This is a genomic window from Lactobacillus selangorensis, from assembly GCF_001437205.1.
GTDB classification, from domain to species: Bacteria; Bacillota; Bacilli; order Lactobacillales; family Lactobacillaceae; genus Paralactobacillus; species Paralactobacillus selangorensis.
In genome coordinates this window covers 322,669-346,547 of sequence record NZ_JQAZ01000002.1, presented here as the reverse complement: position 1 = coordinate 346,547, position 23,879 = coordinate 322,669, and the positions used below count along the sequence as shown (strand labels likewise).

Sequence of the window (23,879 nt, the reverse complement as noted above, 5' to 3'; positions counted from 1 at the left end):
ACGCTTACATCATAAACCCTTGCCTCCACTCCATGGCAAGCAAGATCTATTTATTTTTGAGTTTGCTTAAATTTTGCTTGCTGTGGTGTTTACACCATACCTTAATATAAGGAGATAAAATGAAACGAAATGGCGTTTGCTATTTCATTTTTGGGGAGCGATGAAGTGAATAGTAAACGTGCATCTCAATTTTTGGGCATGACGATCGATACCATGCGCTATTATGAGCGAATCGGGGTCATTCCGCCAGTAACACGCGATCAAAGTGGCTACCGCGATTATCAGATCAAAGATCTCAACCGGCTTTTCTTGGCCAAAAGTTTACGAGCGGCTGGGCTTTCGGTTGAATCCCTAGTCAAATATGCCAAATTGAATGAATCCGTCGATCATCCTGAGCAAGCGCAAAAGGAAATTTTGCGGCAATCATTAGATGAGCTTAATCAAAAAATCGAAGATATGGAAAATACGCGTGCGATTTTAGAACACGAGTTGGATACATTTGATGATCACTTGGCCAAGTTTCACGACGAAGATCATCCGATTCCATATCTGAGCAAGTTATGGCAACAGAATATGAAGCACAAGCAGGACAATGAGTAGATCATTGTCTTTTTTTGTGATAAGGGTTCTTGCTTGCCATTGTGTCCACTCCACAGTTTATGCTAGTCATTTGGAGGAGGCTATTTAGCAGATTGCACGAGTATTCATGTAACGTATACTTCCATACTGATCTAGTAATTTTCAACCCTGTCATTTGGCATTAGTATATAAACATCGAATGCATGCGAGATAATTAATTCAGAGAGATAAAGGTGAAGATAGATGAGTATTGTATGGTTATTATTACCAGCTTTGGCATGGGGTGTCCTGCCGCTGGTCGTTAGTAAATTAGGCGGCGAACCCGTCGATGAAATTTTTGGGACGGCGTTTGGGACTTTGATCGTTAGTGTTGTCGTTGAATTGATCCTGCATCCTTCAATCAATGCGATCAGCTTCATCATGGCGATGCTGGCTGGTGCCTTTTGGATCGTTGGTCAATTAGGTCAATATACAGGCTACGCTAAAATTGGAGTTTCCAAAACAATGCCAATTTCAACCGGACTGCAGTTGGTCGGTACAGCCTTAGTTGGCGTCATTATTTTTGGCGAATGGCCATCAGTGATGAGTAAGGTGATCGGTGCATTAGGCGTTGTGCTTTTGATCATTGGGGCTGTCATGACCTCAATTCAAGATAACAAAGACCAATCGAACGGCAGTCAACGACGCACCATTATCATGCTGGTCGTGACAACGATTGGATTCATCGTTTTTAATGCGATTCCAAAGGCTTTATCAGCCTCAGGGATTGCGATCTTCCTCCCAGAATCGATTGGGATGGTCCTTGCTGTTCTGATTTATCTGCTGTTCAAACATGATTTTCACAGAGTCGTCACTGGAAAAAAGAGCTGGTTAAACATTATCGGCGGATTTGTTTTTTCGATCGCATCGTTAACTTATATCATGTCTGTCAGTGCAAATGGCGTCAATACAGCTTTTGTTGTTTCTCAGCTGTCCGTGGTGATTTCAACGTTGGGAAGCATGATCTTCTTGAATGAAAAGAAATCGCGGCGTGAATTAACGTTTACGCTGATTGGATTAGTTTTGATCGTTGTTGGTGCTGTTATTACAACTATTTTTTAAAAATAAAGGAGTGGAATGTTATGTATGAAGATTTAAACGGTAAAGTTGCAGTTGTCACAGGTGGTTCAAAAGGATTAGGTTCAGCGATCTCTGAACGTTTTGGTCAAGAAGGTATGAAGATCGTGATCAATTATAATAGCGATCCTGTTGGTGCGCAAAAAGCCGCTGATGCTGTTAAAGATGCTGGTGGTGAAGCTGTTACCGTTCAAGCCAATGTTTCGACTGAAAAAGGTGTTCAGTCCTTATTAGACGCAGCACTTGATAACTTTGGCGATCTTGATGTTTGGGTCAATAATGCCGGCATGGAAATCAAATCCCCAACTGCCGAATTATCGTTAGATGATTGGAATAAAGTGACTTCGATCGATCAAACGGGTGTTTTCTTGGGTTCACGCACAGCCTTAGATTACTTCTTAAAGAAAGATAAGAAGGGTAACATCATTAACATGTCGTCTGTTCACGAACGCATTCCATGGCCAACCTTCGCGAGTTATGCCGCCGCAAAAGGCAGTGTCAAACTCTTTACACAAACGATTGCGATGGAATATGCAAAGCAAAACATTCGTGTCAATGCCATCGGACCTGGTGCCATCAATACACCGATCAATGCGAAGAAGTTTGCTGATAAAGAACAATATGATGCCACAGTAAACATGGTACCAATGGATCGCATCGGCAAGCCGGAAGAAGTTGCTTCAGCAGCTGCATGGTTGGCTTCTGACCAATCTAGTTATGTGACTGGGATCACCTTATTTGTTGATGGTGGGATGACCTTATACCCAGCCTTCAAGGATGGTCGCGGTTAAAAAGGTGAAACGTCTTATCATTTTGGTTGTTAGTGGCCTGATTATCGTTGTTGTAGGAGGAGTTCTTTATATGAAATTTGGAAATCAATCGGATTCACAGACTCAAGTAGTTGGGATGATTGCCGGCCAACCGATTCGGGCTAATCAGTTGACTCGTTCAGATTCAACCTGGCAAAATGGCTATGGTACGCCATCTGACGGTAACGATACGAACAGTCAGAACAAGCCGACTCGCAAGCTCACTAAAGATGCGAAAAGTATCATCATTTATTTTTCACGGTCGGGCAGCACTGAATTATTAGCCAGTAAAATCGCAAAACAAACGGATGCTGATATTTTGGAAATCGTTGTGAAGAACCCTTATTCTGGCAACTACAAAAAGACTTTAGCACGTGCTAACAGTGAACGTGAATCAGCAAATTATCCGGAATTAGATATGAACGTGCCTGATTTAAGCCAGTATAAGACAGTTTATCTGGGTTATCCGATTTGGGCGATGACTTTATCACATCCAATGACTGAATTTTTGACTGATTATGGCAGCCGGTTGAGTAATAAAAAAATTGCCCCATTTATGACTGAAGGCGGCTATGGGCAGGGCGACAGTGTTGATCGCATCAAACAAATCCTCAAATCTCAAGGGGCAACGAATGATACTTTTACAAAAGCACTTGTTGTGGATGGAAATAAAGTCAACAAAGCCGATGAACGAGTTGATCATTGGGTAAAAGACGTTAAATAAATTTTTAAAAAGAGTGTTCTATTGAATGCTCTTTTTTGCTTTCTGAAAATTAAATCGCTTACAAAAATATATTATTACCTTGATATTGCTAGTAAATGAGGCTGATTGGATAGCGATACATTGATTGAAAATAAGAAATAATAATTATTGTAAATGAAAATTTACAAAAATAAGGGAACGACCGTTGTGGTTGTTCCCTTATTTGTTTTCTAAGGAGGTTTGAAAGTGAAGGGAGAATTATATGTGGGAGAACTACAGCCCATTTATCATGAGTTATATGAGTTAGTGGGTGAAGAGGCAATGATGCGGTTCTGGAAGAACTTTGGAGGGCTACAGCTTTAGCTTTCCAACGCACTTATATGAGCGAGAGGCTACGGTAGCAGCTGTGGTGCAGAGATACAACGGCAGAAACATACAGGAGCTTACTCGTGAGTATGGGTACAGTGAGCGTTGGGTTCGACGTGTGATTCATGATGGCAAACGATTGTAAGAGATCGTTTGCCTTTTTCTATGATCCAGAAAGGAAGCGGAAGAATGGCATTTCGAGCAGACTATTTCACGTATTTTATTTATCAGGAGACTGGAATTTACATTGATCCAAAGGTAGCCCAGCCAAGTTATTACCTGCTAACGGGATTGCAGGTACCAGTAAAGTTGAGGCGTATGGGCATAAAAGATATTGTTCAAACTCGTATTGAGCTTAATAGTGACAGTAAGCATCATTTTCGTATTTGGTAAAATGTGAGTAATCGCTAAACTATGCGTTACACATTTCTATATCATTGTACCTGCGGTTTAGGAACCGCTGTTGTATCTGTTATGCTATGCCGTATCATAAATGAGGCGATAAATTAATATGGGTTAGTAGATGCTATAATGCTATTAGAATAACTAACTAGGAGAACGATTCATGTATGACAACGAAGACAGTGGCATTGAATACAAAGCAACTTTAAACAATCATTTAAAGCGCGAGATTGATAGTTTTCTCAACAGTCAAACTGGTGGTGTAATTTATTTAGGAGTTGATGACAAGACCAGAGCACCACAGTCTGTTGGTCAAGAAACTCGGCATCAATGGGAAGAAATTATTACTAATTGGGCGATGAATGCCTTCTACCCAATTCCATACAGTTTAATTGAAGTCTTACCAAATGCTGATGTATTTACCATTAAGATTAAATCAGGTCGGCACAAACTTTATGCAATTGCGAAAAACGGCTTTGATTCAAGTGGCGTTTATGTTCGTGAAGGAAGTTCGGCTGTTAGAGCGTCAAATGAACGTGTGCAGAGAATGCTGCAAGAATTTAAAATGAGTGGTGAATTTGATTCTGAAACGTCTGACAATCAGAATTTGACGTTTAGAGTAGCTAAATCAGTATTTGATGGGCTTGATATTAATTTTGATCAGAATTCACTGAGCTTGATGAAAAACGGCAAGTATAACAATGCGGCCTTATTAATCAGTGACGAAAATCCGTATAGTGCGAAATTGGCAATGTATGATGGCTTAAATGTCATGAGTTTTAAAGATAAACGTGAATTTGTAGGAGCCATTACGAAACAAATTGATGAAGTTTTGGACTATTTAGATTTGGCGAACCACAAACAAGTAATCATTTCTGGTAACGCACAAAGAGCTGAACGAAAGGACTACCCAAGTGTTGCGATTCGTGAAGCGATTGTGAATGCTTTTGTTCATCGAGATTATCTTTTGCATTCGAATGTAAAAGTTGAATTATTTGATGATCGATTGGAAATTGTATCCCCTGGTGGTATTCCAGATGGTTTATCTTTAGAGGAAATAAAGGATGGCATGACAGCAGCTAGAAACCCACGACTGATTCATATTTTGGACAAAATGAACTATATTGAGAATTATGGGACTGGAATTCGACGAATATTTGCAGCTTATGATGATACATCGGAAAAACCGGGTTTTGAAGTACGCGAAAATTCATTTAAAATTATTTTACCCAATAAAAATTATACGAATGAAATTCATCCAGAAGATGATCATAAATTTAATTTTGTTTTCACAAAAAACGAACAAAAGATACTGGCAGTTTTAAAAAATGCAGATGGACCATTAAAACGGACTGAAATTGAAGGGCAAACGGGTCTTACGAAAAATAAGGCTTTTTCAGCTTTACGATCGTTACAAAAGAAGTCTGTAATTAAAGTTGTTGGGGCATCAGTAAGTACACGTTATGAAATTATTTAAAAAGCGTCTGGTTTTTCCAGACGCTTTTTATTGTAAAAAATGAAGTATATCAGTTGTTACAGAGATTGCGTCTGAAAAGCGTCTGGTTTTTCCAGACGCTTTTTATTGTAAAAAATGAAGTATATCAGTTGTTTAAAAAATGTTTCTTGTTTTTCCTAACAAAGTGTGTAAACTTGTTTGAAAAAGGGAGCAAATTCATGAAAAAGTTTCAATAGGGAATTTATACGATTGATGTCGTCGCATTTATATTGGGCTGCTTTTGCTATCTAAAAGCACCAGCTTATTCCAATGCACTGGAATAATATCGGCCGGCAGGATGCTACCGGACCCAAAATTGAATTATTTTTGCTGGTTTTGGCAGTTATTCTTTTTGGTCAATTGCTCATCATCTTTGCAAAAAGACGGCGTAAACGAAATAATGCGTTGAAACTTAATGGGCTGTTGGTATTTGAATATGGCTATTTAGCAGTCGTTTTAAGCGTACTCATCGTATTGGGAACGACGTTAGCTAATAATTTGAGGTTGAACAAAAATACACAGACCAAATTTTAGAATGATTGGCGCAAAAATAAGTTATAGTAATCTTAATGAGCAAATTAACTTTTTTCGAAGGGATTGCGTCCGATGATCAAAAAAATACGGCAGTACATTAGGGCTTCATCAGTTTATCGATACCTTGAAAATAAAACGGATCGGGTCATCCTATTTAGCAGTTTGACAACTGTCATTGCTTTGATTCTGGCGCTCATTAAACTGGGTTTGGGAATGATTCTGGATTCGGCATGGCTGCTGGGATTTGGTTCCTACTATTTGATGTTAGTGCTGGGCAAAGTGTGGCTTACTTATCGGTATACAAAAATCCGTAAAGATGAAACGCAGGCTTTCGACCAGAGTGAATACTTTTGGGGTGGTATTCTATTCAGTCTGCTTGGTCTGATTTTTGCGGTTTTCTGTTTGTTTATGGCTTTTCACGGCCTGAATCAGCATTTTGCCAAATTGGTAACTTATCTGATTGCCTTGATTGGCTTTGTCAAAATCATCAGTGCTTCAATCAGCCTGGTTCGCGGCCGTCGTTTACATAATCCATTAGTCAATTTGCTGAAAAGCTTCAATGTTGCCAATGGGGCCGTTGCACTTGTTTTGACCCAATATGCCATCTTAATGATGAAAGGCGCGCCGTATGCAAACTATTCGACAGGTTTATTCGGCTGTGGCATCGGCCTGCTCATCGTGTTGATTGGCTTAGGCTTTATTTGGCACGGTTGGCGTGTGAACTAAAAAAGCCCGCTGCTGCGGTTTTTTAGTTGACATGATAATTGACGAGCACTTTTAGATGATGATTGACATCAGTTGCTGCTTGAATGCCTTGTTCGAGGTGGGCCCAATCAACTTCTTTGGTAATGATTTGATCAAGCTGTTCATTTTGCTGGGACATGATTTGCAAAACAGTGTGGACATCTTGGGGACGGTACCCGCCAGATCCGCCCAAACTTTTTGAACTGTAGATCAATTCTAGAAAGTCGAGCGAAACCTGATGATTATTGATTCCGACCGTTACGAAACGACTATCAATGGTGCCGAAATCTAAAAAGTCCTGCAGAATTTCATTGCGGCCGACAGCATCGATATAAACCGCAGCGTTTGGGCATTCGCCATGTAAGCCACGGCTGCTGCCTAATTGCTGAATGGCATTTTCTTTGACGTGACCGTTCTGATTGTTGAAAGTCTTAAAGCCCAGTTTCTGAGCAATTCCAAGGCGGAAATCAGACTGGTCGATCACAAGCACTTCTTTCATGCCAAAGAATTTTAAAGCCGTTGCGGCTGCTAATCCAATCGTACCGGCGCCATAAACAATCGCATTTTCACCTTTGTGAGGATGACCGTGCCGAGCAGCACAGGTGCCGACTGTGAATGGTTCAATCATGGCGGCGACTCGATCGCTGATGGCATCTGGAACTAAATAAAGTTGTTGATTTAATTTTGCATTCGGCACTAAAATATATTCAGAAAAGCCGCCGAGATCGCCGGCATATTTAGGATCGCCACGCGCCAGCAATGGGTATGGGTAAACACGATCACCGACTTTAAAATCGGTCACATTTGCACCGACTTCAACGACTCGACTGACCATTTCATGACCGAATTCACCGCCGCTCTGAATTTTACGGCCGGTTTCGGTCCCTTCATTATAGACGGCGACGTCAGAACCGCAGATTCCGGCGTATAAATTTTGAATGACGACATCATTTCGACCAGCATGCGGCGTGGGCAGTTCGCCCATTTGAATGTCTTTTTTACCTTGATAAATGGCTGCTTTCATCTTGATCACTCCTTATGAAATCATTTTAAACGGATTGCCATCTGAAGTCAGCCAGCAATTATTGCGAAAGTGTTGGATTTTGGGAGGAGGATACTATGCGTAAGCATAATCAGCATTGGCAGGCGACGCAATTGCAGCTGCAGACGATTGTATTCGAATTATTGAAAACAACGCCTGCAGCAGAGATTACCGTCAGTCAGGTTTGTCAGTTGGCACACATCAATCGTTCAACCTTTTATGCGCATTTTGCCGATGTCTATGAATTGATTGAATCCACCGAAACGTCTAAACGACAAGAATTGATTAACCGGTTTATGAAACGGGCAAAAACGGAAAAGATGAATTTTTTAAATCAAGCTTCAATCGTTTATTTCCTGGAATTCATCAAGGAAAATGGCTGGTTTTATAAAATTGTGCTGCATTCATGCACCGAGTTTCCGATTCAAGAAGGATTTGCTAAATTGTATCAGTTGCTAATCGAGCCTTTAAAGCAGCAGCGGCCCGATTTATCGGATGAAGAATTGCTGCTTTATTTTGTGGCTTATCAAGCAAGTTTTACCATGATCCTGAAACGCTGGTCTGAAGAAGATTATCAGTTGGCGCCGCCCAAAGTGGCACAAGTGATGCTGGACGCCTTACCTTACGTAATTCATAAAGAATTATTTGCTGAACATTAAAGCGAGCATCATCCTGAGTGTGAGGATGATGCCTTTTTGTGTCTGCCCGATGCATAAAAATTAAGTAGCGGGGTAACACAATAAGGACACGGCCGTTATGGTCGGTCCTTATTTATTTGAATCTTTATTGGCACAAATTGATATTTTGATGACACCCATTGATGTTTAATAAAATGCAGATCCGTTTATACTAAGAAGCATCAGTTAAGGCATTAGCCGCAGCGCAATGTATACTAGACGTGAATAATCAATCAATGGGGGTTATCAAAAATGACAAAAACAGCATTAATTACAGGTGCAACTGGCGGTTTGGGACACGAATTCGTAAAGATTCACGCACAACGTGGTGGAAATTTAGTTTTGGTCGGCCGGAATCCGAAAAAATTAACCGATTTGAAAGCAAAGGTTGAGCAGCGTTATCAGGTTAAGGCGGAAACAATCGCAGTTGATTTTTCAGACCCGACGGCGGCCCAGACAATTTTTGATCAAGTTCAGAAAATGAATGTTAAAATCGACATTTTAATCAACAATGCCGGTTTAGGCGGCCAGGGCGAATTCATCGAACGCACCATGGATCAGGATGTGTCGATGATGAAGGTCAACATGCTGGTTCCGACTGAATTGATGAAATTGTTCTTACCATTGTTTGTAAAACGCGGCTCAGGAAAAGTTTTGAATGTTTCCTCTTCCGTAGCAATGACGCCTGGCCCGTTGCAAGCTGAATATTATGCGACCAAAGCCTATTTAACGTCCTTAAGCAATGCAATTGCTTATGAAGTCAAAGACACCGGCGTCACTGTGACAACGTTGATGCCTGGCGCCATGGATACTGGTTTCGCCAAAGCTGGCGGTTTAACGCATACAAAGATGTTCGCCCATGGTGTGAGTCCTGTCAAGGTTGCGCAGGATGGCTATGCAGCGATGTTAAAAGGAAAATTAAACGAATTTGCCGGTTTGCCAAGCTATCAGCGGCCGCTGGTTTCATTGATGCCGATGATGCCGAAGAAAATGATGATGGGCTTTGTGGCGAACCAACAATCCGATAAAGGTTAGGGATGTGCATGAAGCATTTTGTGATTGATGGACAATACAAGCAACTCCTGTCGCAGCACGGATTAAATGTGGCGCAGGTTTTGAAAAAGGCCCAACTGCCAGAAAGTTTATTTTTGAAACATCAGATTAATCTGACTGAAGAGGCGTACTATCGGTTGATGAACGCCATTAGTACCTTAGTGCCAGACGCACAGACGGCGCTCGAATTGGCCACTGGTGATGGAATCGAGTCGTTTTCGGCACCGATTTATGCGGCTTTTTGCAGTGAAAACGGATTGAAATGTATCGAACGGCTCAGCGAATATAAGTTGCTCATCGGACCTGTCCAATATCAAATTACGAGCAATGACGATAAAGTGACGCTGACGCTAGTTTCAGCCAGCGGCACACCGATTGCTTCTCAATTCTTTGTGGAAGGCGAGTTCGCTTTCTTGGTCAATTTGATTACCAAAGCAACGCAGCAAACGATTACGCCGTTTGTAGTGACGACCACGTTCGAGCATTTGGACGCGCCTTTCGAAAAGCTGCTGGGCGGCCATGTGACCCAGGCAGCTACAGATACGATTGCATTTCGCAAGCGTGATCTGATGCGTCCGTTTATTTCTGACAATCAGCCCATCTTAAATTATTTAGAGCCGGAACTGAATAAGCGGTTATCTGAATTGGAAATCGATGATTCATTCAGCGCCCAAGTACGCAGCGCACTCGCCGAATTATTACCGGCAGGGGAAAGCACAATCGAAGATGCGGCCCGCAAATTGAACATCGGCAAGCGGACTTTGCAACGTAATTTACATGCTGAGAAAACTAGTTTTCAGAAACAACTCAATAGTGTGCGGGAAGTACTCGCCAAAAATTACCTCCAAACAACGCAGTTTTCATCTGATGAGATTGCTTTTCTAATCGGCTATCAAGGGGTCAATTCGTTTCTGCGTGCCTTTTCGGCCTGGACCGGCATGACCGTTAGCGAATACCGCAAACAGGCACAGGCGTAAATTCAAAATGATTTTTCAATGAGTCTAAAAAAGACCGTTTTCGCATCAATGCTGATGCAGAAACGGTCTTTTTGGCGCTTTAATTATGAACGTGAATCGAGAGGTTGCTTTCAAAGTCAATGGCCAGCGAGCCTTCTTGGGCGATGACTGTCATCATTTCAGGCAGTGTTGTGTAGTTTGGGTCATCGACAAACTGCGCTAAACGATGTTCGAGCCCGTCATAACCACGTTCTTTTGTCGAAAGAACAGGGCCGATGGCGTTTTCACTTCTGATGTAAGTGGCATGTGCGATGTGTTTATGCAGGTCGACTTCTTCGGTGCCAATCAAAAGGTCGCCGCCAAGAATGAAGTCGATGTAAACGGGTTTATCTAGGTCGATCATAGAAGTTATCTCCTTTTTGAATGCGAAGCAGCAGTTACCAAAACTTATTGTAATCGTGAAAACAGAAATAGCATAGGTAAAAATTTTGTCGTTTAAAGGGACGCTGCAGCCGCTCAGCAATTACCCATGATTTTCAATTTGCTTTTTCAAGGCCACACCAGTTCGGGAATTTTCATCTTGCATGCTGTCTTGCGGTGTACCTTCAAACGTGACTTGGCCGCCGTATTTGCCAGCATCGGGACCCATATCGACCAGCCAATCGGCTTGACTGATCAAGGACAAATTGTGTTCGATCAAGATGAGCGTATTTCCCTTATCAACGAGCTTTTCGAAGAGATCGATCAGACGCTGCGTGTCCTGTAAATGCAGCCCAGTCGTTGGTTCGTCGAGAAAATAAATACTGCCGGTGTGATCGAGTTCCAAGGCCAATTTGACCCGTTGAACTTCGCCGCCGGACAGCGTCGTCATGGTTTGGCCTAAACTCAAGTAGCCTAAGCCGACTTGTTCCAGCAGATTGACTTTCTTTTCGATTGCAGGCGAATCTTTGAAGTAGTCGAGCGATTCAGTGATCGACATGTTCAAAACTTCAGAAATATCCTTGCCTTGGTATTTATATTGCAAGGCTTCCTGACTATAACGTTTGCCATGACAGAGCTCGCAGACTTGTTCGACGGGGTCCATGAAGGCCATTTCAGTAATGGTGACGCCTTTGCCTTTGCAGCGGGGACAGGCACCTTTGCCGTTGTAACTGAAGAGCTGGGGTGAAACATCATTTGCAGTGGCAAAAAGTTTGCGGAGCGGATTCAGAATCTTCAGATAAGTGGCCGGCGTCGAACGGATGTTGACACCGACGGATTCCTGGCGGAGATCGATATAATCCTGATCAGCGACTTGCTGCTTAAAGGCACTGACCAACGTACTTTTACCAGAGCCGGCCGGACCGGAGATGACGGTCATTACGCCTTGCGGAATTTTAGCACTGACTTCATGGAGATTATGGTTGGTCACATGATTGACAGTAAGCCATTCTTTTGGCTGGCGAGGTGTTCTGAAAGTGGTTGGCTGTCGGAGCATTTTGCCGGTGACTGTGTCTGATTTTAATAATTCGGGATAGGTGCCGGTGAAGGTAACCCGACCGCCGCCTTTGCCAGCTTGCGGCCCGATTTCAACGATATAATCGGCGGAACGGATGATAGCGGGATTATGATCGACCAGGATAATCGTATTGCCTCGTTTTTTAAGTTTGTTCAGCGAACGCGTAATCAGCTGAATGTCGTGCGGATGCAGGCCGACGCTGGGTTCGTCGAGAATGTAAACTAAATCGGAAAGCGAACTGGTCAGATATTTGGCAATCTTGATGCGCTGAGCTTCGCCGCCGGACAGGGTATCGGTGCCTCGCCCTAAAGATAAATAACCTAAGCCGATGTCGACTAAAGCCTGAATCATACTGCGCAATTCCCGAACCATCGTTTTTGCTAATGGGTCGGTAATCCCATCTAAAAAGCTGAGGACGTTGACGAGATCCATCGAACAAACGTCGGCGATATTTTGGCCGTTAACCTTGCCTTTCAGGGCGCCCTGATTGAGACGAGTGCCATGGCAGACTGGACACGGCTTGCGAGTGACAATTTCAGCCAGTGCTGCCTGATGGTGCCGGCCAGAAGCACTGTGGACGACGGAACGCATCATACGAGGTACTAAGCCTTCATATTGTGCCGTTTTTGCCCATTCTTTCGGCGGGTTTTTGAGCTTTTGACGAGGTGCATGCATAAAGAGATCGTATTCCTTTTTGGAATAATCTTTAATTGGTTTGTCGAGATCGAATAGGCCGCTGTTGCCATATTCCTTCCAGCGCCATGTTCCAGGCTGGAAACCAGAGAAAGTCATCGCCCCTTCATTCAAAGATTTATTCGGATCGATCAGCTTGCTTTCATCGATTTCGTCGACAAATCCGAGTCCCTGGCAATTGGGACACATTCCTTGCGGCAGGTTGAAGGAAAACCATTCTGAATAGCCAACCCAAGGCTTGCCGACACGAGAAAACATCAGCCGCAAAACGGAATAAATGCCAGTATATGTGGCAACCGTCGAACGAGAATTCCGGCTGATTGGTTTTTGCTCGACGACAATGGCAACCGGCAGATGATCAATCGAATCGACATCCGGCTGGCCGTATTTCGGCAAATATTGCTGGGTGAAACTAGGAAAAGTTTCATTTAATTCGCGCCGTGAGACGGCTGCAATTGTATCAAACACCAGTGATGACTTACCGGCGCCTGATAAACCGGCAAACACAGTTGTCTGATATTTCGGAATCTCCAAACTAATGTCCTTGAGGTTGTTTTCACGAGCCCCATGGACACTGATGGCGCCCTTAGCAAATAAATCTGACATCAACACTCCTCCTATCCGAATATATCGAAAAAACCTAACGACTTCATATTAGAGATTGAATGCTATTCCTGCAAGGATTTTGCTGGGGATGTTTCATGTGAAACAGAAGCCAATGGTGCTTATAAAAATAAAAAAAATCGCTGAAAGTCCGAATTGGGGGACATTCAGCGAAGGAAATTTAACCGGAATAAACAGGCTTTGGAAATCTGTTTCATGTTATCAATCATCCCTACGATTGCCGCCGAACAACAGCAGCAGACGCAGTAATTGCAGGAAGGTGGCGAGTGCAGCGGCGACCATAAGTCAACGCAGCGGCACCGAGCACCTTGCGGACCATGGGGACTTCTTCTGGTGTTAAGAGGTCGCCATCAGACAAGATTTGGATGGCCCGGTGGGAGGCATTGAATTCAACCGGCAGGGTGACGAGCTGGAACAGCAGCGCCAGTGAGAATAGAGCAATCCCGATGTTAATCAAAGTCTGATTCCAGCTGAGCAGGACGCCGACTAGAATGATAGGAAAAGCCATCGTCGAGCCTAAATTGGCTGCCGGTACTAAACGGGTGCGAATCCGCATCGGTTGGTAATTAACGTGATCTTGAACGGCATGCCCGCATTCATGGGCAGCAACACCGATAGCGGCGACGGAAGTCGAATCGGCCGTCGCCTCCGACAGACTCAGCACCTTCGTCTGCCCATTATAATTATCGGTTAAATTGCCGCTGATTGTGGTGACAGAGACATCGGTGATTCCCGATTGTGCCAAAATATACTTAGCAGCGTCGGTCCCAGTAATGCCTTTGCGGCTTGTGAATTGGTCGTATTTGCGATAGGTGCTGTTGACATAGGCTGAAGCCCAGCCCGCAATCGCCATCCCAATGATGACTAATAAATAAGTCGGATCCCAGAAAAACATCGCTTGCAGCTCCTTTATGCTCAAAATTGGTTTGTTAATAGCGATTTTAACATATTCACCAGCAAGCAAATCAAACTTAAGACGGATTTAAATCGTTTTTTACGGTGATTTCTGAAAAATATGATTTTATTTATTTTCAAAGTGCTATACTTTTGATAGTGGTAGTAGCAGGTATCCCTGACACATGATGTGTTGGGTCGTTCCTTATTTCTCAATTTAGTACCTAACGAATGCGTGGCTTCGCGTGTGTAGATAGATCTGAACACGTGAAATAAAGACATAACGACCTTATCTCTGATGAGCAGGGTCTCTTTTTTTATCCTCGTTTACAAACGAGATAAGCTTCTAATTTTAATAGGAAAGGTTTGGTTCATGATATGATACATACTTTGATGAAATCCATCCGTGACGCCAAACGAGCTTCGATTTTGTCGCCGCTTCTGGTAACGACCGAAGCCTTGGTTGAAACGCTGATTCCCTTTTTGATGGCCAATATCATTGATGACGGCATCACACCGGGCAATCTGAATTACATCCTCAGGTGGGGAATCGTTTTGATTTTTCTGGCGCTGATTTCGTTGGGCAGCGGTGCTGGTGCCAGCTGGTTTTCCAGTGTCGCCGGTGCTAAATTTGCTCGTAATCTGCGCCATGATTTGTATTATCAGATTCAAGATTTTTCGTTTCAAAATATTGATCATTTTTCCAGTTCTAGTTTGGTGACCCGGATGACGACGGATGTCACTAACATCCAGAATGCGTATCAGCTGCTGATTCGTGTGGCTGTACGTGCCCCATTGATGTTGTTATTTTCAATTATTATGGCGTTTACCGTCAGCGCCAAACTTGCGATGGTCTTCGTTGTGGCCGTTCCGTTTCTGGCATTGGGATTATGGGTAATCCTCCATTTTGCCCGTCCGTTATTCCAACAGGTTTTCCATCGCTACGATCGTTTGAACCGTGTCGTTGAAGAAAATGTGCGGGGCGTGCGGGTAGTGAAAACCTATGTCCGTCAGGAAACTGAAATTTCCAAGTTCGACCAGGCTGCCCAAGCTATTTTCGATGTGTTCTCAAAAGCACAGAAAATCGTTGCTTTAAATGGACCGCTGATGCAGCTGGTCATTGATACGACGATGATTGGGTTATCTTGGTTCGGGGCCAAGCTGATTGTCAGCCATCAGTTACAGACTGGGCAATTGGTCAGCATGTTCTCATATGCCAATGCGATTATGTTCGGATTGATGATGCTGTCGATGATTTTTACCCAATTATCGATTGCACAGGCTTCCGCCGAACGGATTGTTGCAGTCTTAAGCGAAGGCAGCAGCATTACGAATCCAGCCCATCCAGTAATGACTGTTGAAAACGGCGACGTTGATTTCAACCATGTCGATTTCAGCTACACTGGCGATCCGAAAGATTTGCAATTGACAGATATCGATTTGCATATCAAATCAGGTCAGATGGTTGGTGTGCTGGGCGAAACCGGCTCCGGCAAGTCATCGCTGGTTCAGCTGATTCCCCGTTTGTATGATGCAACTTCCGGAACCGTCGAAGTGGCTGACCGTCCTGTTGGCGAATATGATTTGCGGACACTGCGGGACAATGTGGCCATGGTGCTCCAGAATAATGTGCTGTTTTCCGGCACCATTAAAACCAACTTACGCTGGGGCAATCCGAGTGCGACGGATGAACAGATGATTGCGGCCTGCAAGTTGGCGCAAATCGATGATTTCGTCCAGGGATTGCCAGATGGCTACGACACTCGCATTGAGCAAAATGGGAGCAACGTTTCTGGCGGTCAGATGCAGCGGCTCTGTATCGCACGTGCGCTGCTGAAGAATCCCAAGATTCTCATTTTGGATGATTCAACATCGGCCGTCGATACGAATACGGATGCGGCAATTCGGGAAGCATTCCACACGGATATGCCGAATGTGACAAAAATCATGATTACCCAACGAATCGCATCAATCGCCGATGCGGACCAGATTGTCTTGATGAATCACGGCCGCATTGAAGCCATTGGCAAGCACAAAGATTTGTTAGCTCACAATCAGGATTATCAAGCCATTTACAAGTCGCAGACACGAGAGGAGGACGCCCACCATGCATCATAATTTTCATGGCGATGCCGGTAAATTCAACGGCAAAGTTTTCAAACGATTGTTAAAAGTGATTTTCAGCTCGCATCGTGGTTCATTGGTGCTGGCTATTTTGGGCGTCATCGTCAGTTCGTTTGCGATGGTGGCTGGCTCCGTTTTCTTGGAACGTTTGATTGATGACTATATCGTGCCGCTGACCAAGTCGGCTCATCCAGATTATGGGCCTTTGGCGAATGCACTGCTGATTATGGCGGCGATTTACTACACTGGTGTGCTGGGGACAACCCTATACTCTGAAATCATGTCAGTGGTCGGGCAGGGTGTTCAGCTGCGGATTCGTGAGCAGATGTTTGCCCACATGCAGACACTGCCAGTTAGTTACTTTGACCAGAATGATTATGGTGACATCATGAGCCGTTATACCAATGATGTCGACACCTTGATGCAGATGATCACACAAAGTCTGCCGCAAATGTTGAATAGTTTGATGAACATCACCTTCGTTACGATTGCGATGCTGGTCATCAGCTGGCAATTGACGTTATTGTCGTTCGTTATTTTCGCTTTGAGTATCTTCATCGTCAGATTTTTGAGCCGCCGGTCGGCGTATTACTTCAAAGCCCAGCAGCAGACGCTGGGGGACGTGGATGCTTACATCGAAGAAATGCTCAATGGACAAAAAGTTGTCAAAGTCTTTTCGCATGAAAAGGCTGCTGAAAAGCAGTTTGATGTTTACAATAATGATTTGGAGACCGATGCGGCCCGTGCCAATGGGTTTGCGACGATGCTGTTTCCAATTATGGGGAATGTCGGCAATCTGCTGTACGTCCTGACCGCTTTTGTCGGCGGTGCTTTGTCAGTTAGCCATACCTTGCCATTAACGCTCGGTGCGATTGCGGCGTTCCTGCAGTTGAGCCGTTCCTTCACACAGCCGATCAGCCAGATTTCGCAGCAGCTGAATTCAATCATCATGGCGTTAGCCGGTGCGCAGCGAATCTTCGAACTGCTGGATGAACAGCCGGAAATCGATGCGGGCGATATTGACTTGGTTCAAGTTTCCGACCAGAATGGGCAGCTCGTGCCCGATGACCAGGGGCAGTTATGGGCTTGGGTCAAGCCAGAAGCTGACAATCAGGCTAGTTATCGTCAATTAAAAGGTCATGTCCAGTTTGATGATGTCGATTTCAGTTATGATGGCAAGCATACGGTTCTGTATGATGTGTCTTTAGACGCCGAACCAGGTCAGAAAATGGCCTTTGTTGGTGCCACCGGGGCCGGCAAGACGACCATTACAGCATGCTGAATCGTTTCTATGAGATTGACTCCGGACGAATCTTGTATGACGGCATCGATATTAAACAAATCAAAAAGTCGGCGTTGCGGCATTCCTTGGGGATTGTGCTCCAGCAGACGAACCTGTTTACTGGGACGATTCGAGATAATATTCGTTATGGCCGGCTGAATGCGACGGATGCTGAAGTTGAAAGTGCCGCCAAACTGGCCAATGCCGATTCGTTTATCCAGAATCTGCCGCAGGGCTATGATACTGAAATTAAGGGAGACGGCTCTGATTTGTCACAAGGGCAGCGGCAGATGCTGTCAATCGCACGTGCGGCTTTGGCCGATCCACCTGTTATGATTTTGGATGAAGCTACCTCGAGTATCGATACCCGGACAGAACGGCTCGTCCAGGCAGCGATGGATAATTTGATGGCCGGACGAACGAGTTTCGCCATTGCCCATCGTTTATCGACCATTTATAACGCCGATCAGATTATGGTCGTTGCCGCTGGGCATATTGTCGAACGAGGCAATCACGACCAGCTGATGGCCCTGAAAGGCGAGTATTACAAGCTGTATACAGGCTCGTTGACGTTGGAATAGAGGATTGCAAAAAAATAATCTTCGTTGGCAGCGTAAACTGCTAAAATGAAGTCAATCAAAGGTTCCGTAAAGGAAAAAACAGCTCGTCTCAAATTTGAGGCGGGCTGTTTTTGGCTGTTTATTCTGCGCCAAACCATGGCTGTGTGCGATTTTGTTTTGAAACTATTTAATGCTGCGCAAACACCAGTTGGTCGAGTGCTTTGGCGATTCCATCATCGTCATTAGAGGCGGTGATATAGTCGGCATGGGCTTTAGCGGCTTCAGAGCCGTTGCCCATTGCGACGGCAGTGCCGGCATAGTCGAACATTGGGATATCATTCTGTTCATCTCCGAAGGCCATAATATTTTCAGGTGCAAGACCTAAGTTTTCGGCTAAGTTTTTGAGGCCGCTGCCTTTATTGGCATCCGGATTCATGATTTCGAGGAAGTTGGCCGCCGCCCGCACCACATAAAAATCATTGCCAAAACGGGCTTTAACGCCTGGCTCCTGCTGATCGAGTGCTGCCGCTTCGCCAACAAAAACGGCTTTGACGATTGTAAAATCAGTCGGGAGTTCATCAGGCGTGCGCACATAAATGCCGGCTAGATTTTCACGGGCCTGGACGACGGTGACCCAATTGACATCACGATTGCTGGTGTAAATCTGACTATTTTCATCCAGCACATTGTACGGCAGGTGGTGCGCTTGGGCATACTGGTCGATGGCACGATAGGTTTTATTGGAGAGTCCTAACGCAACCAGCGTCCGGCCAGAAACCGAACTGACGACACTGCCATTGTAAGTAATGGCGTACTGATTGTCGCCTTGGATGCCGATTGCTTCCAAATACGGTTTGACGCCGGCAAGCGGCCGACCGGAGCACAAGACAACTTTGATGCCCATAGTGAGTGAGGGCATTTTGGAGACTAGCTTTGGTCGAATCTAATAATTTGCCCTGTGAATCGAGCAGGGTATCATCGATATCCAAGGCAATCAATTTAATTTTTGTCATTGAAAAACTCCTTTATGATTTGAGATTGCTGAGGTGCTGGGCCAATAGATTGGGCTGATAGTTCAGTGCCTCAATGGCGGCCAGCACGTCGGTCCGTGTCGCAGGTGCCACATGGTTTTTCCCATGCAGGACTCGTGACACTGTCGATGGGGCATGTCCGGAGAGACGTGCGACATCATAAATGGTAGCCAATTTCATTCCTTCTTTCTGATTGGTGCGGTATGCGGACGAATAAATAACATTGTGATGGAAACGGCAATCAAACTGAGAAAAACAGCCGTCCACAGCAGCGTATTGTCAGTGACCGTGCCAGGGCCTAATTGACCGAGTGTATTCCATAACAAAGGGGCAAAAAAGGCACTGATAATTGTGGCAATCGTCAGCCAGCTGCTCATGGCATTGACGAGTTGCGGTGCGAGCCCTTGCTGACTACGAAAAACCAAATAAGGTCCTGTATAAGAATAGATAAAATTAAACAAAACGGCGGCAATGATGGCTGGACCAGCTTGGTGGGCCAGCAGGAGTAAAAAAGTGGTGATGGCCGCACCGGCATAGCCAATGACAAGGGTGAAACGGTGATATTTGCGGTATAAAAGTCCGAATGTGAGTCCGGCAGCCATACCGCCGATGTTCATGGCTGAAAGCGTCCAATTAGCAATACTAACCCCTCCAAGGTCACGCTCTTGGAAGAGACTCGGCAGTTTCAATTGAACGCCCCAGATTAGCAAGTAAGTCACAAAGGCCAATCCGACAAAGCCCCAATTGCGCAGCGGCAGTTTAGGCCGTTTTTCTGTTTGCGTCGGCGGAGTTTCTGTTCCCTCCGGCAAACCGGCCGCAGCCAGCAGGGCGACCAACCCCAGCAGCAGGTAGAGCAGGAAAACGTTCCGCCAGCCGGACAAAACGATGACGCCGGCCATCGCTAGGAAAATGGCGTTGCCAAGTGCACCGAGTCCGACTTGATACCCTAGCAGCCGGGCTTGCCGGTCGCCTGAATAGACGTGAACAATCAGGCTGATTGCATGCGGTGAAAACAAGCCAATGCCTAATCCCAGCACCAGCCGGCTGAACATCAATCCGGCAAATTGATGGCTGAACAGCGGGGCTGTGCCTGCCAGCATACTAACGATGAGTCCCGTGATGACGGTCCGTTTGATGCCCCACCGTTTGGTAAACCAGGAATTGGTTAATAGCGTCACCAAGGCACTCAGATTGGCAGCGGTGACCAGCCATTCAATCATGGTCGTCGGTAGCGTCGGATATTCATGCTCCAGCTGCGGCAGAATGCCGGTGATGATTGTGGTGACACCGCCAACCATTGAAATGCTGAGGATGCTGGCCATCGTTAGTTTCGATTGCTCAGCCTTCATCACGTGCCTGTAAATAAGTTTGTTTTTGCGCTTGCCAATAGCGAGTGTCATCTGCCGTGATTGGCCGAATGATGCGTGCCGGATTCCCAGCGGCAACGACATTGGCGGGAATATCCTTTGTAACAATCGAGCCTGCTCCAATGACGGTGTTGTCGCCAATGGTAATGCCTGGACACAGGACGGCATTGCCGCCGATCCAGACGTTGTTGCCGATTGTAATCGGGTAGCCGTATTCCAAGTCTTCATTTCGAATTGGCACATCAAGCGGATGCCCAGCCGTATACACGCTCACAGCCGGGCCCAGCAGCACATTATCGCCGATTGTGATCGGTGCCACATCTAGAAAAATACTGCCGTAGTCGGCGTAAAAATGTTTGCCCAAATGCAGATTATGCCCATAATCCATTCGTGTCGGGACTTCGATATAAGCATCCTGACTGGGACAATCGACTAGCTCGTTGAGCATCTGCTGCCGTTGTTCATCCTGGTCAGGATTGGTTTGATTATAATGATAGATTTGCCAATGTGCCTGTTTGCGGAGAGCGGCCAATTCAGGGTCGCCAGCAAAATATAGTTACCCGTTTAACATCAATTCACGTTCTGTTGTCATTCAAAAAAACCTCCTGCAATGTGATTACAGAAGGTAGGATAGCATGAATAAAACGGTTTCAGGGTTGATTTTTAAAAGCAGTTACGGTCAGTTTTGGGTGTGGTGAGCAGACGGGCCCGATAAGCAGACGGGGTCATTTTTTTCCAAGCTTTGAAATTACGGGTCAGCGTTTTTTGATTGGGGAAGCCGCAATTGGCAGCGATCGCTTCGATCGTCTGGTCGGTGTCCAGCAAGAGCCGCCGGGCATTCATCAGGCGCACCAGCCGAATGTATTTACTGATTGACATCTGCAGATTGGCATTAAACTGCTGGTTCAAAGTGGTCAATGAAGTGTGGAAGCGATTGGCAAGTTCCGCACCGGTGAGTTCGACGGCATAATGGATATTGATGTAACTGACGACGGTGTTGACCAGATTGGGATTGGCGGAAATATCAACCGAAACCAGCGGCACCGCAAAAGCGGTTCCTAACTGATTCAGCAGGGCATAAAAATGACTCAAAATAGCGAGTCGTGATAAATCGGTAACTTGCTGGTCGAGCAGCCGCCGGATTGCCAACAAATGCTGCTGAATCGTCTGATAAGCAGCTGCATCGGCTCGTTGTGAAACGGGGCCATGCAGTGTCAGTTCCCAATTGACACTTTCGGGCAGCTGCTTGACTAAAAAGGTATCATCGATAATCAAACCGAATTCATCCCAGTCAACGTCCGGCGCACCGGTCGCACTGTGCACGACTCGCCGGTTGACGGCCCACAGATCGCCGGGCCGATAGTCGGTCGTGTGCCCGTCCGTCACAAAGTGCAGGGTGTCGCCCTTTAACAAGTAGTTGAGTTCGATTCCCTGATGCCAATGCGGGGCGACGTCGATTTTTGTCAGCGGATCGTGTAAATAAAATTTAAACGGCAGGCGGGGCACCACCTGGACCACTTCATGCGTAATCGTCATTTGATTTCTCCATTAAAAATAAGCTATTTAGCAGCCGGCCACTGGTGAACGGCTAATTTGAGCAAGGGTGCGACGCTGTTTTTCTGCCGTTTCAAATAGTTGGCATAAACCGGCATTTTGGCACTGGCGTCGGCAATCGGGATGGCGACCCGATTATCGTCTTCGTTTAGGCGCTTGCTGAAATCGGGGTCGAAACGGGATAAATTGGTGCTGAAAAACGGAAAGTCGGAATATTTGGTCAGCTCCGAAAAGGTATCGGCTTGCTGCTGGTACAAAAACTTAGCGCCGGGAATGTTGGTTTTGATAATGTCGTTCCAGGGGCCGATATCTGCCAGCACGAGGAAACTGAGTCCCTTTAATTCGGCAAACTGAACGGAAGGCTGATTGGCCAAATACATAAATTGATTTAAATTGACTGTTAAATCTTCGGTCCCCAGAAAGCGTGATTCGACGGTGTCAGTAAAGATTTCCTGGTCGGAGAGGATTACCGTATACTGATTCTGGTCGAGCAGGGGGACAATGTCAGCTTCCAGCAAATCACGATTGATTTGAACGTTGGCGGGTAGTTGAGCCTGAAAATAATGAAATAAAATTAAGGGACCTGGAATTGTGGCACCTACTTTAAGGATTTGCTGGCTGCGGGCATAGTTTTGAATTTTGGTGACAGCTTCGGTTTGGGCGGCCAGTAATTTTTGGGCCTCTTTGACGGCCAATTCGCCGGTTTCCGTTAAAATGATTCGATTCGGCTGCCGATCGAATAAGGGCACATTCAGCTCCGCTTCGAGCTTTTTTAAACCACGAGTGACGGTCGGCTGGGTGACGTGGAGGGCGTCCGCCGTTTTGGCGAGCGTGTGATACTGGGCGAAAGCGGCCAGTTCGGTCCATAAATAATTTTCAATCATCAGCGCACCTCCTGCTTGTATACACTAAAAGTATACTAGTCCGGCAGTAAATACAAGCGCTACCAAAAGATAAGTTTTGGTAAAGGGACTTGCCCTCGAGCCTGCTTCAAGGTCTATAGTGGTCTCACATGGAGAATATGAAGGAGAATGAATGGTGAAATTTTTCAGACGAATTGTTATTTTATTATTATTACTAGTTGGAATCGGCTGGACCCGCAGCCATCCACAGGTCGTTGCCAGCACAGCCCGTCATTATTTAACAGCAGCGGCGGCTAAATTACCAAAAGCGGCTGAGAATCTGCGGCCGACTGCATCCACTGCGAGTTCGGCGTCCAGTTCGAGTACCAGCCAGACGGAAATTTCGAGCGCCAGCAGTTCGGTGGCGACCTCAGCCGACGCGACACCAGTCGAATCAATTGTGCAAAACGCTCATTTGAATAAAGTGTATGGCTACCATTTTGCCAAGGGGACACCTGCTGCAGCTAAAAAAGTCTTTCTGGATGCTGTTGCTGTTTATAATCAGACTGGGATTGTTCAATTGAAGGCGGATGAGCAAGCTAAAAATCAGATTACCTTTTCGGTTTATCACAAGCAGATGGCTAACGCCCTGCAGACTGGAATCGAGTTAGGGGTCGGCGGTCCGCAAATCACTCAGGAAACCAGTTGGCAGGGAACGACCAGCACTAATAATGCACGTGCACGTTTGAATGCAACGTATTCGGCGGCGTTCAGCGACTCAGTAGCGATTCACGAACTCGGCCATGCGTTGGGACTCGACCATAGTTCCGATTTGAGTTCGGTCATGTATCCAGTCGACCAAGGCGTTACAACGCTGTCGACTGGCGACTCGTCCGCGTTAAAGGAGATTTATCAATGATAAACAGCCACGCTA

22 protein-coding genes and 3 pseudogenes are annotated in these 23,879 nt (G+C 45.4%); 14 read left to right on the top strand and 11 right to left on the bottom strand.

Annotated elements, in window-relative coordinates:
* Positions 1-165 precede the first annotated feature (165 nt).
* From IV40_RS04235 to IV40_RS04200, 8 genes are all read left to right on the top strand, one after another.
* Entirely contained in the window at positions 166-600 is a 435-nt protein-coding gene (locus IV40_RS04235) for a MerR family transcriptional regulator (protein ID WP_057769261.1), read from the top strand.
* 222 nt (positions 601-822) lie between these two features.
* Positions 823-1,680: a GRP family sugar transporter gene (locus IV40_RS04230; protein ID WP_057769125.1), complete on the top strand. Its 858-nt coding sequence runs from the start codon at positions 823-825 to the stop codon at positions 1,678-1,680.
* 20 nt (positions 1,681-1,700) lie between these two features.
* Positions 1,701-2,486 carry a glucose-1-dehydrogenase gene (locus IV40_RS04225; protein WP_057769124.1) on the top strand — a complete coding sequence of 262 codons (786 nt, stop codon included), beginning with the start codon at positions 1,701-1,703 and terminating at the stop codon, positions 2,484-2,486.
* A 70-nt stretch (positions 2,487-2,556) separates the two neighbouring features.
* Positions 2,557-3,228 carry a flavodoxin family protein gene (locus tag IV40_RS04220; RefSeq protein ID WP_082617877.1) on the top strand — a complete coding sequence of 224 codons (672 nt, stop codon included), beginning with the start codon at positions 2,557-2,559 and terminating at the stop codon, positions 3,226-3,228.
* A gap of 385 nt (positions 3,229-3,613) precedes the next feature.
* Positions 3,614-3,718, top strand: coding sequence for a Mor transcription activator family protein (locus IV40_RS11030; RefSeq protein ID WP_420843257.1), 105 nt, complete (start codon positions 3,614-3,616; stop codon positions 3,716-3,718).
* Positions 3,719-3,762: 44 nt separating this feature from the next.
* Positions 3,763-3,966: a hypothetical protein gene (locus tag IV40_RS04215; RefSeq protein ID WP_057769123.1), complete on the top strand. Its 204-nt coding sequence runs from the start codon at positions 3,763-3,765 to the stop codon at positions 3,964-3,966.
* A 172-nt stretch (positions 3,967-4,138) separates the two neighbouring features.
* Entirely contained in the window at positions 4,139-5,452 is a 1,314-nt protein-coding gene (locus IV40_RS04210) for an ATP-binding protein (protein ID WP_057769122.1), read from the top strand.
* A gap of 624 nt (positions 5,453-6,076) precedes the next feature.
* On the top strand, positions 6,077-6,730 hold the full coding sequence (locus IV40_RS04200; RefSeq protein WP_057769120.1) for a hypothetical protein: 654 nt from the start codon (positions 6,077-6,079) through the stop codon (positions 6,728-6,730).
* A 22-nt stretch (positions 6,731-6,752) separates the two neighbouring features.
* On the opposite strand, the gene IV40_RS04195 is transcribed toward IV40_RS04200, so the two are convergent.
* Positions 6,753-7,772, bottom strand: coding sequence for a zinc-dependent alcohol dehydrogenase (locus tag IV40_RS04195; protein ID WP_057769119.1), 1,020 nt, complete (start codon positions 7,770-7,772; stop codon positions 6,753-6,755).
* A gap of 95 nt (positions 7,773-7,867) precedes the next feature.
* On the opposite strand from IV40_RS04195, the gene IV40_RS04190 reads away from it, so the two are divergent.
* The 3 genes from IV40_RS04190 (at position 7,868) to IV40_RS04180 (ending at position 10,497) form a co-directional block, all read left to right on the top strand.
* A complete protein-coding gene (locus tag IV40_RS04190; protein ID WP_057769118.1) occupies positions 7,868-8,449 on the top strand; it encodes a TetR/AcrR family transcriptional regulator in 582 nt (193 codons plus the stop codon).
* Between the two features lie 270 nt (positions 8,450-8,719).
* Complete coding sequence (locus tag IV40_RS04185) at positions 8,720-9,502, top strand: SDR family NAD(P)-dependent oxidoreductase (RefSeq protein WP_057769117.1); 783 nt, start codon at positions 8,720-8,722, stop codon at positions 9,500-9,502.
* Between the two features lie 20 nt (positions 9,503-9,522).
* On the top strand, positions 9,523-10,497 hold the full coding sequence (locus IV40_RS04180) for a helix-turn-helix domain-containing protein (protein ID WP_162258845.1): 975 nt from the start codon (positions 9,523-9,525) through the stop codon (positions 10,495-10,497).
* A 79-nt stretch (positions 10,498-10,576) separates the two neighbouring features.
* Here the strand turns inward: IV40_RS04180 and IV40_RS04175 are convergent, their stop codons facing one another.
* From IV40_RS04175 to IV40_RS04165, 3 genes and pseudogenes are all read right to left on the bottom strand, one after another.
* Positions 10,577-10,879: a hypothetical protein gene (locus tag IV40_RS04175; RefSeq protein ID WP_057769115.1), complete on the bottom strand. Its 303-nt coding sequence runs from the start codon at positions 10,877-10,879 to the stop codon at positions 10,577-10,579.
* A gap of 120 nt (positions 10,880-10,999) precedes the next feature.
* On the bottom strand, positions 11,000-13,273 hold the full coding sequence (locus IV40_RS04170) for an ATP-binding cassette domain-containing protein (protein ID WP_057769114.1): 2,274 nt from the start codon (positions 13,271-13,273) through the stop codon (positions 11,000-11,002).
* Positions 13,274-13,492: 219 nt separating this feature from the next.
* Positions 13,493-14,186: pseudogene (locus IV40_RS04165) on the bottom strand (zinc metallopeptidase).
* 377 nt (positions 14,187-14,563) lie between these two features.
* On the opposite strand from IV40_RS04165, the gene IV40_RS04160 reads away from it, so the two are divergent.
* Positions 14,564-16,303 carry an ABC transporter ATP-binding protein gene (locus IV40_RS04160; protein WP_057769113.1) on the top strand — a complete coding sequence of 580 codons (1,740 nt, stop codon included), beginning with the start codon at positions 14,564-14,566 and terminating at the stop codon, positions 16,301-16,303.
* A pseudogene (locus IV40_RS04155) lies at positions 16,293-18,172 on the top strand (ABC transporter ATP-binding protein). Before IV40_RS04160 ends, IV40_RS04155 begins: the two are co-directional and overlap by 11 nt.
* Before the next feature lie 166 nt (positions 18,173-18,338).
* On the opposite strand, the gene IV40_RS04150 reads toward IV40_RS04155, so the two are convergent.
* From IV40_RS04150 to IV40_RS04125, 7 genes and pseudogenes are all read right to left on the bottom strand, one after another.
* Positions 18,339-19,070 carry a Cof-type HAD-IIB family hydrolase gene (locus IV40_RS04150; protein WP_420843256.1) on the bottom strand — a complete coding sequence of 244 codons (732 nt, stop codon included), beginning with the start codon at positions 19,068-19,070 and terminating at the stop codon, positions 18,339-18,341.
* A gap of 106 nt (positions 19,071-19,176) precedes the next feature.
* Entirely contained in the window at positions 19,177-19,356 is a 180-nt protein-coding gene (locus IV40_RS04145; protein ID WP_057769112.1) for a LacI family DNA-binding transcriptional regulator, read from the bottom strand.
* A 2-nt stretch (positions 19,357-19,358) separates the two neighbouring features.
* The gene (locus IV40_RS04140; protein ID WP_057769111.1) at positions 19,359-20,531 is read right to left on the bottom strand and encodes an MFS transporter; all 1,173 of its coding nucleotides are present in this window, start codon (positions 20,529-20,531) and stop codon (positions 19,359-19,361) included.
* Positions 20,521-20,937 (bottom strand): sugar O-acetyltransferase, encoded by a 417-nt coding sequence (locus tag IV40_RS04135; protein ID WP_269082192.1) that lies wholly within the window; start codon positions 20,935-20,937, stop codon positions 20,521-20,523. Before IV40_RS04135 ends, IV40_RS04140 begins: the two co-directional genes overlap by 11 nt.
* Positions 20,938-20,991: 54 nt before the next feature.
* Positions 20,992-21,093: pseudogene (locus tag IV40_RS10970) on the bottom strand (maltose acetyltransferase domain-containing protein); the annotation flags it as partial.
* Positions 21,094-21,212: 119 nt separating this feature from the next.
* Complete coding sequence (locus IV40_RS04130; RefSeq protein ID WP_057769110.1) at positions 21,213-22,085, bottom strand: AraC family transcriptional regulator; 873 nt, start codon at positions 22,083-22,085, stop codon at positions 21,213-21,215.
* A gap of 23 nt (positions 22,086-22,108) precedes the next feature.
* Positions 22,109-22,987 carry a LysR family transcriptional regulator gene (locus tag IV40_RS04125; RefSeq protein ID WP_057769109.1) on the bottom strand — a complete coding sequence of 293 codons (879 nt, stop codon included), beginning with the start codon at positions 22,985-22,987 and terminating at the stop codon, positions 22,109-22,111.
* A 151-nt stretch (positions 22,988-23,138) separates the two neighbouring features.
* On the opposite strand from IV40_RS04125, the gene IV40_RS04120 reads away from it, so the two are divergent.
* Positions 23,139-23,864 (top strand): matrixin family metalloprotease, encoded by a 726-nt coding sequence (locus tag IV40_RS04120; protein ID WP_156404224.1) that lies wholly within the window; start codon positions 23,139-23,141, stop codon positions 23,862-23,864.
* Positions 23,865-23,879: the final 15 nt, after the last annotated feature.